This is a genomic window from Nostoc sp. C110 (assembly GCF_043099725.1).
Lineage (GTDB): Bacteria > Cyanobacteriota > Cyanobacteriia > Cyanobacteriales > Nostocaceae > Nostoc > Nostoc muscorum_A.
Window position 1 is genome coordinate 2,935,611 of the sequence record NZ_CP171148.1, and the last position, 13,416, is coordinate 2,949,026.

Annotated in this window: 11 protein-coding genes and 2 pseudogenes; 3 read left to right on the forward strand and 10 right to left on the reverse strand. The window is 41.5% G+C overall.

Annotated elements, in window-relative coordinates:
• Positions 1 to 43: 43 nt before the first annotated feature.
• The 4 genes and pseudogenes from nifE to ACFFRD_RS18135 all read right to left on the reverse strand — a co-directional run.
• Entirely contained in the window at positions 44 to 1,426 is a 1,383-nt protein-coding gene (gene nifE, locus ACFFRD_RS18120; protein ID WP_392483102.1) for a nitrogenase iron-molybdenum cofactor biosynthesis protein NifE, read from the reverse strand.
• A gap of 106 nt (positions 1,427 to 1,532) precedes the next feature.
• A complete protein-coding gene (locus tag ACFFRD_RS18125) occupies positions 1,533 to 1,880 on the reverse strand; it encodes a Mo-dependent nitrogenase C-terminal domain-containing protein (protein ID WP_392482615.1) in 348 nt (115 codons plus the stop codon).
• Between the two features lie 158 nt (positions 1,881 to 2,038).
• Positions 2,039 to 3,574 (reverse strand): nitrogenase molybdenum-iron protein subunit beta, encoded by a 1,536-nt coding sequence (gene nifK, locus ACFFRD_RS18130; RefSeq protein WP_012407198.1) that lies wholly within the window; start codon positions 3,572 to 3,574, stop codon positions 2,039 to 2,041.
• A 201-nt stretch (positions 3,575 to 3,775) separates the two neighbouring features.
• A pseudogene (locus ACFFRD_RS18135) lies at positions 3,776 to 3,943 on the reverse strand (nitrogenase molybdenum-iron protein alpha chain); the annotation flags it as partial.
• A 110-nt stretch (positions 3,944 to 4,053) separates the two neighbouring features.
• On the opposite strand from ACFFRD_RS18135, the gene ACFFRD_RS18140 reads away from it, so the two are divergent.
• Both ACFFRD_RS18140 and ACFFRD_RS18145 read left to right on the forward strand, forming a co-directional pair.
• Positions 4,054 to 5,472 (forward strand): site-specific integrase, encoded by a 1,419-nt coding sequence (locus ACFFRD_RS18140; protein ID WP_392482616.1) that lies wholly within the window; start codon positions 4,054 to 4,056, stop codon positions 5,470 to 5,472.
• Positions 5,473 to 5,515: 43 nt separating this feature from the next.
• Positions 5,516 to 5,704 carry a hypothetical protein gene (locus ACFFRD_RS18145; RefSeq protein WP_392482618.1) on the forward strand — a complete coding sequence of 63 codons (189 nt, stop codon included), beginning with the start codon at positions 5,516 to 5,518 and terminating at the stop codon, positions 5,702 to 5,704.
• Positions 5,705 to 5,870: 166 nt separating this feature from the next.
• On the opposite strand, the pseudogene ACFFRD_RS18150 reads toward ACFFRD_RS18145, so the two are convergent.
• A pseudogene (locus ACFFRD_RS18150) lies at positions 5,871 to 5,954 on the reverse strand (Uma2 family endonuclease); the annotation flags it as partial.
• A gap of 113 nt (positions 5,955 to 6,067) precedes the next feature.
• A complete protein-coding gene (locus tag ACFFRD_RS18155) occupies positions 6,068 to 6,607 on the reverse strand; it encodes a DUF2267 domain-containing protein (RefSeq protein ID WP_392482619.1) in 540 nt (179 codons plus the stop codon).
• A 293-nt stretch (positions 6,608 to 6,900) separates the two neighbouring features.
• Between ACFFRD_RS18155 and ACFFRD_RS18160 the strand changes: the two genes are divergently transcribed.
• Positions 6,901 to 7,698, forward strand: a complete 798-nt coding sequence (locus ACFFRD_RS18160; protein WP_392482620.1) for a dienelactone hydrolase family protein — start codon at positions 6,901 to 6,903, stop codon at positions 7,696 to 7,698.
• A 214-nt stretch (positions 7,699 to 7,912) separates the two neighbouring features.
• On the opposite strand, the gene ACFFRD_RS18165 is transcribed toward ACFFRD_RS18160, so the two are convergent.
• The 4 genes from ACFFRD_RS18165 to ACFFRD_RS18180 all read right to left on the reverse strand — a co-directional run bounded on the left by ACFFRD_RS18165 (position 7,913) and on the right by ACFFRD_RS18180 (position 13,303).
• A complete protein-coding gene (locus tag ACFFRD_RS18165) occupies positions 7,913 to 8,689 on the reverse strand; it encodes a class I SAM-dependent methyltransferase (RefSeq protein WP_392482621.1) in 777 nt (258 codons plus the stop codon).
• Positions 8,676 to 10,892, reverse strand: coding sequence for an ATP-binding protein (locus ACFFRD_RS18170; protein WP_392482622.1), 2,217 nt, complete (start codon positions 10,890 to 10,892; stop codon positions 8,676 to 8,678). Before ACFFRD_RS18170 ends, ACFFRD_RS18165 begins: the two co-directional genes overlap by 14 nt.
• A 366-nt stretch (positions 10,893 to 11,258) precedes the next feature.
• Positions 11,259 to 11,681: a hypothetical protein gene (locus tag ACFFRD_RS18175; protein WP_114083667.1), complete on the reverse strand. Its 423-nt coding sequence runs from the start codon at positions 11,679 to 11,681 to the stop codon at positions 11,259 to 11,261.
• Positions 11,682 to 12,343: 662 nt separating this feature from the next.
• Positions 12,344 to 13,303: an orange carotenoid protein N-terminal domain-containing protein gene (locus tag ACFFRD_RS18180; protein WP_392482623.1), complete on the reverse strand. Its 960-nt coding sequence runs from the start codon at positions 13,301 to 13,303 to the stop codon at positions 12,344 to 12,346.
• Positions 13,304 to 13,416 lie beyond the last annotated feature (113 nt).

Sequence of the window (13,416 nt, forward strand, 5' to 3'; positions counted from 1 at the left end):
TTGGTGTTGTCACCAACGAATCTAGGAACGTTGCGATCGCCATTTAAACTTCCTCCTCTTCTTCCCAAGGAGCGGGTTTGCGTATTTGTTCCCAAATCGGGCTATACAGAGCTTCGTACAGTTCCCGCGCCATCTCAATCATTCCCACATAACCTGCATAAGGATGGTGGCGTTCTTGGTTGATATCAAGGAAAGGAATCCGAGCTTTCAAAGCTGTGTATTGGTTACGTCCACCAGCAATCAGCATATCTGCGCGAGTGTCTTTAACCAGTTGTAACAATTCTTGAGCGTTGCCTTTCTCCAGCATGATGCCATCGTTGCCAATCAACTTCTTGATTTTGGCTTTATCTTCTTCAGTACTTTTCCGAGTACTGGTAGCAACAACTTCAATGCCTAAGTCTCTAGCAGCCGAAATAATCGACCAACTCTTGACACCACCAGTATACAAAACAACCCGTTTACCTTTGAGTCGAGCGCGATAAGGAGCTAATGCCAAATCTAAAGCAGCCGTTTCTTCTGCAATTAGCTTTTCTGTCCGCTCCTGTAAATCAGCGTCGCCTAATTTAGCGGCGATGTTTCGCAGACAGCGATTCATATCATCGATGCCGTAGAAAGACTCTTCAATGTAAGGGATGTTGTAACGCTCCTCCATCTTTCTCGCCATATTGAGCAGCGCTCGTGAGCAGATCATGACGTTGAGCTTGGCGCGGTGGGCGTAGCGAATTTCATTGTAGCGAGCATCGCCCGTAATTTTAGACAAAATACGGATGCCTAATTTTTCTAGCAGTGGTGTTACTCCCCACATTTCACCGGCGATGTTGTATTCACCGATTAAGTTAATATCATAGGGCGTTGTATGTTCCGGTTCTGCTGTTCCGACAACATATTCTAATAAAGATTCACCGCCAAAACGGTTGCCGAGATTTTTACTGCCAATGAATCCTGGAGCAATAACGGGAACAACAGGAGTACCAATTTTCTCAGCCGCAGCTTTGCAGACAGCATCGATATCATCACCAATTAAGGCTGTAACGCAAGTGGCATAGACAAATATTGCTGCTGGTTGGTAGCGCTCTTTGAGTTCCAGAATCGCTTTGTAGAGTTTCTTTTCGCCACCGAAGATGACATCATTTTCACCCAAGTCAGTCGTAAAGCCCATTTTGTAGAGTTGCGGGCCAGACGACAGACTACCACGACTGCCCCAGGAATTACCAGCACAGGCGATCGGCCCGTGGACTAGATGCGCTGCATCTGCGATCGGCACTAGAGCAATCATTGCACCATCAAAGGCACAGCCCCCTTGAGCCGCGCCAGGTTGTGCCTGTTGAGCGCATGATTTGTTTTTCTTTTCCGCTTGTTTGTGCTGATTATGTTCGCATCCTGTCTCAGTCAGCAGCTCGTTGATTTTGCCTTGGGTGCTTTTCATCTCTCTTCTCTTAATTGTTAATTGTCCTTTGTCATTTGTCATTTGTCCTTTGAATAACTAACAACTAATGACTAATGACCAATGCCCCATGCCCCATGCCCAATAATTAGCAAATGTATTTTGTGACATCCTCTCCACATACATCAGCGAGGTAAGATAGAGCGCGGAAACGCAATCCTACAAATTCGTCATATAAAGGATTGAGTTTACATAGTGGTGGAATATCAATAGACTTCCCAAATAATTTAATTTGTCGCTCAAAGGGACAACAACAAGGAATTGTTTGGCAAATTAGATGAGCGAAGCGATTATTTTTAACCTGAATTTCATCCACCACACGCCGCAACGGATTAAGAAGATTGTTGAACCACCCTCGTTTTTTCTGGTTAGGTGGATGGTAATTAGGATGAGGATGAGTGTGAGTATGTTCGTGAGTGTGATTGATGGTTTCCATTTATAAATTCCTTGGGTAAATGCTATCAAGAAAAAGGGGAGTTGGGGATGGGAATTGGGGATTGGGTATTGGGTTTGGATATTTCCCTATTCCCTATTCCCTATTCCCTACTCCCCTTCTTTACCCTTTAATTAACACGTTGTGTTTCTACGCAATTTCTAACGAATCAAGTCGTAGGAAATATCTGTCTTAGAAGGAATATTGGTGTTGCGATCGATTTCTTCAAACAGGGTGTTTACAGTCCAGTTGAGGAGGTTGATCACACCTTGATAACCAATGGTGGCATAGCGGTGTAGGTGGTGGCGATCCATGATGGGGTAGCCGATTCTCACGAGGGGAATCTTGGTGTCGCGCCACAGGTACTTACCGTATGTGTTACCAACTAAGAAGTCTACTGGTTCGGTGAACAACAGTGAACGCATGTGCCACAAGTCCTTACCAGGCCAAACAGTTGCATGTTGACCGAAGGGGCTAGAAGCAAGCAGTTCTTTCATTTCTGCTTCAAATACTTCGTTGCTGTTGTGAACCAAGATATGCACAGGTTCAGCACCCATTTCTAGCATAAAGCCAACTACGCTGTATACTAAATCTGGTTCGCCGTAGATAGCGAAGCGCTTGCCGTGAATCCATGAGTGGGAGTCAGTCATGGCATCAACTGCACGACCGCGTTCGATTTCCAATTCTTCAGGAATGGGGATACCGCTCAATTCGCTGAGTTTCATCAAGAACTCATCAGTACCCTTAATGCCCCAAGGACGGGAAACTGAGGTTGGTTGCTTCCATTCTTTCTCGATGTACTCGCGGGTTTTGGGGGTAGAGTGTGCTTGCAGTGCGATCGTAGCTTTCGCATTGATTGAATCTGCTGCATCTTCTAGCTTTGTTCCACCTGGGTACATATCGAATTCACCTGTGTTGGGTGAATCCAAGTAGTCGCTGTTGTCGGCTAGAATTGTGTAGTCAAAGCCGAACAAAGAAGCAATCCGCTTGATTTCGCGGTTGTTGCCTACGTAGGTGTCAAAACCTGGGATGAAGTTGATTTTACCATTGCTGGTTTCTTTCTTATGACCTGCGGTCAAGTTAGAAAGAATTCCCTTCATCATGTTGTCGTAACCAGTGATGTGGGAACCGACAAAGCTAGGGGTGTGAGCGTAGGGTACTGGGAAATCTTGAGGAACTGAACCAGCTTGCTTAGAGTTGTTGATGAAGGCTTGTAAGTCATCACCAATTACTTCTGCCATACAGGTGGTGCAGACAGCAATCATCTTAGGCTTGTACAGTTGGTAAGAGTTCGCCAACCCGTCAATCATGTTTTGCAGACCACCAAACACGGCTGCATCTTCAGTCATTGAAGAAGATACACCAGAGAATGGTTCTTTGTAGTGACGGGTTAAGTGGGTGCGGAAGTAAGCAACGCAACCTTGAGAACCTTGAACGAAAGGTAGAGTACCTTCAAAACCAACAGCAGCAAAGATTGCTCCTAGTGGTTGGCAGCCTTTAGCAGGGTTAACGGTTAAAGCTTCACGAGCGAAGTTCTTTTCACGATAATCCCAACCCTTCGTCCACTCTGAAACCCGTTTTACTTCTTCGGGATCGTGACCATTTTCAAACTGCTTTTTGTTTTCAAATAGCTGTTGGTACTCAGGTTGGTGGAATAACTCGACGTGATCTTGAATTTTTTCTGGATTCTGAGGCATTTCTTCTGGACTCCAAGCTTACTGAATTCTTTTACTGATTGAGGCGCGAGTGGGGAGTAGGGAGGTGGGAATATGATTCAAAATTCAAAATGCAAAAATCAAAATAAATTTTTAATCTTTCAATTTTGAATTTTGGATTCCCAACTCCTCCCTGGGGTTTTAGCCCCAGGTTATCCTTACTTATCTCACTCTCCCATTTCCCTAAACGGCAGCCTTAGCCTTAGCTTCAGCCTTCTTAGCCTGAGCTTTTTCATTCCAAGGAGCGCCAATTAATCCCCAGGTTGGGCTGTTGAGTGCTAAGTCCATGTCACGTGCGAAGATGGCAAAGCCGTCATAACCGTGATAAGGACCGGAGTAATCCTTTTTGTGGTTTAATTCTTTTAAATAGCCTAATGTTTGCAGTAAACAGTGTCTGTTCTAAACATTGTTCGCTGGTAACACATTTATTTTTAGGCTAAATATAGGCTAAAAACACAGCGATGCATAATCAGGGTCAAGACAAGTATCAACAAGCTTTTGCAGACTTAGAGCCTGTTTCATCTACCGATGGCAGTTTTCTTGGCTCAAGTCTGCAAGCACAGCAGCAAAAAGAACACATGAGAACGAAAGTACTACTAGAATTAGAAAAAGTTAATCTGCGTTTGAAGTCTGCAAAGGCAAAGGTGACAATCAGAGAATCGAATGGAAGTCTGCAATTACGGGCGACGTTACCAATTAAACCGGGAGACAAAGATAGCAATGGTACTGGCAGAAAGCAATACAATATCAGTTTAAATATTCCCTCTAATTTGGATGGACTCAAAACGGCTGAGGAAGAAGCCTATGAATTAGGGAAGTTAATCGCTCGTAAAACGTTTGAATGGAATGATAAATATTTAGGTAATGAGGCAATTAAAAAAGAATTTAAGACTATAGAAGAATTACTTGAACAATTTGAGAATGAGTATTTTAAAACTCATAAACGAACTACTAAAAGCGAACATACTTTTTTTTATTACTTTTCCCGAACCAAGAGATTTACGAATCCTAAAGATTTGGCAACTGCTGGAAATCTAATAAGTTCAATTGAACAAATCGATAAGGAATGGGCTAAGTATAATGCAGCTAGAGCGATCGCAGCATTTTGCATGACATTTAAAATCGACATCGATTTATCTAAATATTCCAAAATGCCGGAGAATAATTCTCGAAATATACCGACAGATGCAGAAATATCTGAGGGAATTATCAAGTTTGAAGATTATCAAAATAACAGAGGCAATCAAGTTAATCAAAATCTTCAAGATAGTTGGCAACTTTGGCGGTGGACTTATGGAATGTTAGCAGTTTTTGGTTTACGTCCACGGGAACTTTTTATTAATCCCGATATTGATTGGTGGTTGAGTCAAGAGAATATAGACTTGACATGGAAAGTTCATAAGGATTCTAAGACTGGTGAGAGACAAGCATTACCATTACATCGGCAATGGATTGACGACTTTGATTTGAGAAATCTGAAATATTTAGAGATGTTGAAGAGTGCGATCGCTAAAAAAGATAACACTAATCATGCCGAGATAACAGCGTTAACACAACGAGTTAGTTGGTGGTTTCGCAAGATAGGATTGGATTTTAAACCTTATGATTTACGTCACGCTTGGGCAATTCGGGCGCATATTTTGGGGATACCCATTAAAGCGGCGGCGGATAATTTAGGGCATAGTGTGCAGGTTCACACGCAAACTTATCAGCGTTGGTTTTCGCTAGATATGCGGAAGTTGGCAATTAATCAAGCTTTGAGCAAGAGGAATGAAGTTGAGTTGATTAGGGAGGAGAATGCTAAGTTGAGAATGGAGAATGACAAGTTGAGGTTGGAGATTGAAAAGTTGAAAATGGAAATGGTTTATAAACAAAGTTAAACTTGCCCAAATACTGATAATATAATAAACTTGGAGGTCAGTTATGGAAAGCATTAAGATTAGAACATATATTGGTGATGATGGAATTCTGCAAATTCAGCTTCCGCCGGAAATTACCAACCAAGAATTAGATGTAGTGATTGTCTTTCAACCTGTTATACAAAAATCCACACAGTCTCCAACCAAAACACCGGAAGAACTGGATACTCTCGTAGGTTTGTTGAAGAAGTAATAGGCAGTTGGGAAGGCGAGCCGCTTGAACGTCAAGAACAGCTTCCCTTTGAGGAACGGGAGGAGATTCAATGGCCTACCTCCTAGATACAAATGCATGTATCCAAATTTTGAATTCACCAAATTCACCTGTAGCCCAAAAAACTTTATTAATTCCTTCTAGGAACTCGATATTCGCTGCGTCCTTCGGCTTTTTCTTCGATCGCACGATATTCATCCAAGCTGTAGCGGCGCGAGATGGTAGAAATCATAGTTCGTAAGCGATCGCTAATGGTTGGGAATTAATAAATCTATTATAAAGATATAGAAAGCCTGTTTGCGATCGCTACCTGCAAACAGACTTAACTTTTTCTAGCTTTCTAATTTAAGCTTGCTCCCAAAGCTCACGGATACGGTCAGGAAGCCAGCCAGCAATTTCCTGAATCCGCTCTTGGGAAAGTTCGTCTTTGGTAGCAGAAAATACCGCTTTAACTGCCTGTTCTGCGTCAACTGTTCCTGGAATCCCTCCTTCATTAGCAACCCGCCGCAGAAATAGATTGGAATCAATTCCAATGGGAGCCGGGCCTCTTAAAGGTTGACGGATTCGACTTAAAAATCTCACAATCGGATTGGTGTCTTTCCAGAGTTCAGCCACTTCAAACTGGAGTGCTTTTTCATCTGTAGGCACTGCCTCTGTATGCAATTCTGACTCAACGCGATCGCTTGCTTCTGTGGTCATTAAGTCGCGCATGACGCGAAACACAACTTCGGTAAAGTCTCTTGCATCATACAAATCTGCAAATCCGCTTTTAACCATAACCTTTTCAAGAAAGGAGTGATGTTCATCAGCGATCGCAGTTCGAGTATCTTCGATCTCTGTTGGGTCAACTTCTGGAATATTTTTTCTAAAACTTTGATCTGGCATTGTTTTTCTTGTGGTTATTAATTTTGAGTTTTTATGCTTACCTTATAAAGGTCGCACAAATCAAAAACCCTTGGAATCTTCCAGAAGTTTGAGATGACATCTATTCAAAAGTTAGAAATTTTTCTAATCTGCATTTAGATACGTAGCACTGTTATCTCTCTACAAGGGTTCTGGATAACGCATATTTAATTTAACCCGATGCTTATTAAGTAGAGCAATACTCGTAGACATCGCCCATTGGTGTCAAAAAACGTCAGAATAAATGAGTTGGTATAAAAGCAGGCGAAACAAATATGGTAGAAACAACAAACATCAAAATTAATACTGCAAAAGTCAAAGTACCTAACAATGACTTAGAAATTGATGCTTACTTGGCTCAACCAGCAGAAAATGGAACTTTTGGAGCGGTTATAGTTTTTCCAGAAATTTTTGGAATCAATAGCAATATTCGAGATATCACTGAATTAATCGCTAAACAAGGTTATGTAGCAATAGCCCCGGCGATGTATCAACGTATTGCTCCCGGTTTTGAAGCTGATTTTAGCGCTGAAGATGTTGGTTTTAGTCCAGAAAGCTATAGGCTGGGGTTGGAATACTATCAACAAGTAAAGTATCAAGATATCTTAAGTGATATTCAAGCTACCATTACTTACCTTAAAACTTTACCCAATGTCAAAGATGATGCGATCGGTGTCATTGGTTTCTGTTTTGGCGGTCATGTTGCTTACATCGCTGCGACTTTCCCTGATATCAAAGCAACAGCTTCGTTTTACGGTGCTGGGATTACCACGTCTAGTTATGGCGAAGAGACTCCAACTATTAATCGCATCTCGGAAATTCAAGGTACTATTTATGCCTTTTTTGGCACAAGAGATACATTAATTTCCCAGGAGGAAACCGAGCAAATTGAGGCAGAATTAAAGAAATATCAAATCAATCATCGTGTATTTCGATACGATGCCGGACATGGATTCTTTGCCGGATTTTTCAAAGATAAGTACCCATTTATGGAACAACACCCAAGTTACAATCCTGAAGCTGCTCCTGATGCTTGGCAACATGTTCTAGAACTGTTTCAAAATCACTTGTAAAACTAAATGATGTAGTCCTACATTGTTGACAGTCTATTGAGAAAGTAAATATTAAGTAGAGTTTGTTACGTCTATGCAAGGATTTGAGAGTTTGAGAAAGTCATGATTAGCCGTAACACACTAAATATGTTGGTGCGTTAAGCATTGCTATAACGCACCCTACAGTTTAAGGTTTACTACAAAATAAAATTACAAGACTGCAATACTGTTGTCTTTAACCTTTTGAGTTTTTAAGCAGGAATTGACAACCACATAAAAATGGGTTTGGACTGTCTGTGCGATCGTCCGCCAGCACTTCAATAGTCAGCTTGCTGTTGTAAATCAATTCGTCATAATCCATCAATGCATCCCACTTAATTTTGCCAGTGGGAAAACCTAGCTGTGAACTACCATCAGCTATTAACTCTTGCCATTTTTGAATCTCTGGATCTTGCGATTTGCAGTAATCGAGAATGGCAATCAATGCACCAGGTTTAGTAACTCGTAGGATTTCTTTAAGAGCAAGAACTGGATCTTCAACGACACAGAGGGTAAATCCCGATGCTGCTGCATCAAAGCTATTATCAGGAAAATCAAGATTGCAGAGATCCGATACCTTGAAGGTGATGTCTGCGGATACGCGTTTTTTACGTGCTTCATCCATCATCTTCTCAGAAAAATCAATACCCACAACATTTACCCCTTCTGGATAAGCTGAAAGATTAAGACCTGTTCCTACCGCAGCATCTAGCACGGTTTGTCCTGGCTGAAGCTGCAAAGAAGCAATTAAGGGTTCACGTTCAATGTGCCAATAACGCTTCATAATTGCGTCATAATCTACCGCCCCGCGATCGTAGGTTTCAATTACCTGATTTATCTGCATAGGTTCCTTAATAAATAGAACTACTGACTTCAACCATCTATCTGATGTATCATAATATTTATAAAGCTTGACTAGCGTAATTGTCACTAAGTAACTTGGTAATTCCAAATTAGTGTTAAACCACTTCATTAACCTTTAGCTGGAAAGGAATCTGAATGATAAAATCGGTTCCTTTTCCAGGAGTTGAGAAACACTCTAGTTTGCCGCCATGTTTTTCTGTGATGATTTGGTAGCTGATGGACATACCCATTCCAGTTCCTTTGCCAATGGGTTTGGTAGTGAAAAAAGGATCGAATATTCGTTGCTGAAATTCTTTAGATATACCGACTCCGTTATCAGCGATCGCTATTTCTAACCACGTTGAATTAATTACAGATGTGCGAATCTGAATTCGACTAGGATTTTCCTCAATTTCCTGATAGGTACGCTTAATATTATTTTCTTCTAACGCATCAATCGCATTTACTAAAATATTCATAAATACCTGGTTGAGTTGTCCGGCATAGCATTCTACTAAAGGTATAGTGCCGTAGTCTTTAATCACCTCAATTTCAGGTTGTTCTGGTTTAGCTTTGAGGCGGTGCTGCAAAATCATCAAGGTACTGTCGATGCCTTCATGAATATCAACACTTTTGAATTCCGCTTCGTCGATGCGGGAGAAGTTTCGCAGCGACAGTACAATTTGGCGAATGCGATCGGTGCCTACTTTCATGGAAGACAACATTTTTGGTAAGTCTTCCTGCAAAAACTCTAGTTCGATGTCTTCGGCAACGGTTTGAATTTCAGCCGCAGGGTTGGGATCGTGCTGCTGATACAATTGCACAAACGCTAATAAATCTTGAGTATATTCCTGCACATAGATGAGGTTGCCATGAATAAAGTTGACTGGATTATTAATTTCGTGTGCCACTCCAGCAACTAGTTGTCCCAGACTAGACATTTTTTCACTTTGAATAACTTGAGATTGAGTGCGCTGCAATTCCTCTAAGGCATTTTTGAGTTCAGTAGTACGTTCTTCTACCCGATCTTCTAGTTTTTCTTTACTTTTCTCTAAAGCAGTAAACGATTCATATAATTGCCCTGCCATGTAGTTGAACGAGTTAGACAGGGTATTAAGTTCTTGAATAACGCCAGTTTCTACTGTCTGAGCTAAATTGCCCGATGCCATTGCCTCACTTGCCAAATTTAGGCGCAGAATCGGTCGTACAATCCAATGGGAGGTAAATACGCCCATCACAGAGGCAACGACTAATGCACCAAAACAAAGTGCGATCGTGATGCCCGTATTGGCGTTAATTTGTGCCATAAATGTGTTTTCTGGCACGCTCACTACCATCAGCCAATTCAAGCCGTACTTGTCACGCCAAGGTGCAACATCGACAAAATACCGTTTTCCTTGTATCTCAAGTTGAAAATCTGTGTCTTGGGTGATAGATGCAAACCCAGAGGTATGGAGGTGTTTGGCAATGTTTTGTATGATTGGGTCAGAACTGTCGATCGCTCGTAATCGCCGGATATCTTGATTGACGAGGACAAAAGGCTTTTCTGTACCAGAACTGGCAATTAATGTGCCATCCCGTTCTAAAAGGAATACCTGCCCAGACTTACTAATATCCAAATTGCGTAAAAAATCGCTGAGTTTTAACAAATGGATATCGCAGGCAATCATGCCTAGTAAGCGATTTTGCGAATCATAAATGGGACGACTGGCAGAAGCAGCTATGTAAGGGCCAGTAGGATAATTTCCAGTTACAATCTTTGCCCAAATAGGTTTACCAGCAGCGATGGGTTGAGTATACCAAGATTCCTTGAAATTGTTCCAATCCCACCGAGCATTAACCTGAGTTCGATTACCTTGATTATCTGTGGCATAAGTGGAAGTATTATTGGGAGGCTTGGCAGTCCAATCATCAATGGTGATCGTCTTGCCGTCATAACGAGCGGCTCCAAGACCCTCACCTGTCGTTAGCCCGATACCAATATAAGTCAGGTCAGAGGCGTGCATCTGATCCCAGAAATACTTGCCAAGGGTTTGGCGATGCTTAAGGCGGGCTTCGCCTACGCGCACGTCTAATATTCCCCTGCGGATGGCATCTGCATTGATCTGATTAAGGGTTTGTGGAATGGCAAGATAAGACTTCAAATGTTCATCCACTACCTCACTTGTGCGATCTATCAACTGTTCTGCTAGGTCGTTAACTGCCCTTTGTCCATTTTTAAACGACAAATAACCCACTAAACTGACCGCTCCAAAAATTTGGATCAGGAAGGGAACAACAAGAACAATCTGTAAGGGGAACGCTTTACCTTTGCGGGGATAGGGAATCTTCATTGCTGGAAGCTGGAGGTTGTGCTAATTTGATTTGCTTCTATAATTCCCAAGATGCCCACATACTCACCTTTGTTTAGTTTTTTTAGTCTAGTTACCGGGTTAAGCCTAGCTTTACCCAGATAGGACATGACACGCTGATTAATTCATAAGGATATAGAGGTTCAGTACATTTAGCGTAATTGTGAATGCGATCGCTTAGTAGCACTGCTACGTCTCTTTTTCAAAGAGCGATGTCTACGACAAACTGCTTCTCTACATTCGCGCAGCGTGTCGCAGACAGAGGCTTTGCGTAGCTTGCTTCGACCTAAGAGTATGCATCTACGCAATTATTTAAACTAGACCAAATTTTGAGTAATAGCACACATACTAACTTGTTGCTGCTGTCTTTCCATTCTTGCTCTCCACACTGGCAACAAATGACGGTTGCTCATTACTAGGAGTTAGCGACTCGCCTCGCAATCCCTTACGACGCTGGCTTTTAGGGACTCCTCCCGCCATACCGTATTCCACACTGCTTTTGCCATACCGAGTCCCAACTGCCATTAACATGTGTTCTGTCATATCTCCCAACTTGTCTTCTGTTTCCAGCATTTCACGATACAATTTATCCAAGCTGGAAAGGGCACTGTTATATGCATTTTCTCTAGTTCGCATCATTTCGATCAGAGTTGAGAAGGCAGGTAAAGTGAGTCCATTGCCTAAATCTAAACTTGGATCAATTGAGTTTATGCTAGCTGCACGACGCACTGCTCTTTCTAATACTGCGGAAGTTCTTTTTCTCCTAGCCATGATCTACACCTTGTAATACAGTACGGTTAATATTCTTTACCTTAAAGAACTTACGTATTAATCAGCCTGAGAGAATTCTGGCAAATCTGCAATAGCTTTTGTTACATAGGGATAATTACAGCAGATTGCGCGAACTACTTAAATGAGAAAGCAAACTGGAGTTTGAATAAGTAAAAGCTGCTTTTGCTTGCGGAAAACACCAAAATGAGAAAGCAAACTGGGGTTTGAATAAGTAAAAGCTGCTTTTGCTTGCGGAAAACACCAAAATGAGAAAGCAAACTGGGGTTTGAATAAGTAAAAGCTGCTTTTGCTTGCGGAAAACACCAAAATGAGAAAGCAAACTGGGGTTTGAGTAAGTAAAAGCTGCTTTTGCTAACTAAATTTGACTTTATTTATATTTTTGGGCTGCAATGGCTAGTTTTGATCGTTGTGATGGTAGTGCGATCGCAAAACATACTGCTTAAAGGGAGCAATCCCAACAACTGCTAGAAATTGCTAAAACATGACTAAAGCTCGGTTTTAGGTGAACCGAGCAATATAATTTGGCGCATCTTTATACAGAATTGGTATAAGATGCAATGCTTTCCTAACAATGAGAGCAAAAAACTTTTAAAACATCATCTTCAACAAGCACAATTACTTTGTAACAAGGCAAATGAATTTTACTTGCGAGTTAAATTAAGCAGTTCTTTGGGAGAAGCAAGTAAATCAATAGCCACGAAATAAATTTGACCTTGAGGATCAAGTAAAAATCGCCAAGCAATGTTCATCCCAACATTACCTCCAAACCAAGGAGTTTCGACTGTACCAGTAACTTTATGCTGTGTGTAACCATCTTCGATAGTTTCCGAAACGCCTTTGGTTGGCTTCATCACTAACCCTTGTCCCTCATCTCGTAGATAAGAAGTGATAGCTTCTCGGCCAACAATTGGTTTTTGGAAGGGTGGTTGCAGTGCCCCGTTGTTAGCAAATAAAGCAACAGCAGCTTCAAAGTTATCTGCATTCATAGCTTCAATGTATTTCAGCACTGTTGGTTCTGTAACTCCCTCAATAGTAAATTGGGGACTTAAGGATGTGCGTGGGAACTTAAAGTTTATGACTTCTGCCTGTTTTTTATCAGCCAGAGACGGATCAAACCCCATATTTACTACAGTATTGCGTAGTACTGTAATTTGCTGACTCTGATCAATTTTCTGAACAGCTTCTAGCACTGCTTTAACTTGAGTTGACATTTGATAGCCAACTGGCATCGGAGCGACAATACCCTCTTTCATCCACTCTCCTAACTGCCACCAAAATCCTAGCTTGGCGTTGACACCAAAATATGCATAAGAACGGCTGATAGGAGTGTCAGCATTACTCGCTAAATCTCTCATTAATTGCGTTTGTTCTTCATGAGACATCTGCTTAATTTCGTTGAATATACCTTCCATTAATTGGAGATTTGCTTTTCCGGGAGCAGCTGGAGTAATTGTACGACCTAGTTCAGCGTAGGCATACCAGAGAAATGCCAACTGATCATCAATGTTGAGTTCAGCAAACATTGCTGTAGTGGCTGGAACAGCATCTGCCACTTGAGTGCTAGAGAAAATGTTGCGTGCAGACTCGATAGTATAATTCATGCTTGTTACCTTAAAGATTTACCTGTTGAATAGTTACTTTCGGCTACATTTTGTAACTTGGAAGATAAATCTAGGGCTTTTTTTTGAATGACACAATTATCCCTAGATATCTA

Bases quoted from the DNA above. Each gene is read 5' to 3' on its own strand.
- nifE (WP_392483102.1), bottom strand. From the start codon at position 1,426: ATGAAAAGCACCCAAGGCAAAATCAACGAGCTGCTGACTGAGACAGGA.
- ACFFRD_RS18125 (WP_392482615.1), bottom strand. From the start codon at position 1,880: ATGGAAACCATCAATCACACTCACGAACATACTCACACTCATCCTCAT.
- nifK (WP_012407198.1), bottom strand. From the start codon at position 3,574: ATGCCTCAGAATCCAGAAAAAATTCAAGATCACGTCGAGTTATTCCAC.
- ACFFRD_RS18140 (WP_392482616.1), top strand. From the start codon at position 4,054: ATGCATAATCAGGGTCAAGACAAGTATCAACAAGCTTTTGCAGACTTA.
- ACFFRD_RS18145 (WP_392482618.1), top strand. From the start codon at position 5,516: ATGGAAAGCATTAAGATTAGAACATATATTGGTGATGATGGAATTCTG.
- ACFFRD_RS18155 (WP_392482619.1), bottom strand. From the start codon at position 6,607: ATGCCAGATCAAAGTTTTAGAAAAAATATTCCAGAAGTTGACCCAACA.
- ACFFRD_RS18160 (WP_392482620.1), top strand. From the start codon at position 6,901: ATGGTAGAAACAACAAACATCAAAATTAATACTGCAAAAGTCAAAGTA.
- ACFFRD_RS18165 (WP_392482621.1), bottom strand. From the start codon at position 8,689: ATGAAGTGGTTTAACACTAATTTGGAATTACCAAGTTACTTAGTGACA.
- ACFFRD_RS18170 (WP_392482622.1), bottom strand. From the start codon at position 10,892: ATGAAGATTCCCTATCCCCGCAAAGGTAAAGCGTTCCCCTTACAGATT.
- ACFFRD_RS18175 (WP_114083667.1), bottom strand. From the start codon at position 11,681: ATGGCTAGGAGAAAAAGAACTTCCGCAGTATTAGAAAGAGCAGTGCGT.
- ACFFRD_RS18180 (WP_392482623.1), bottom strand. From the start codon at position 13,303: ATGAATTATACTATCGAGTCTGCACGCAACATTTTCTCTAGCACTCAA.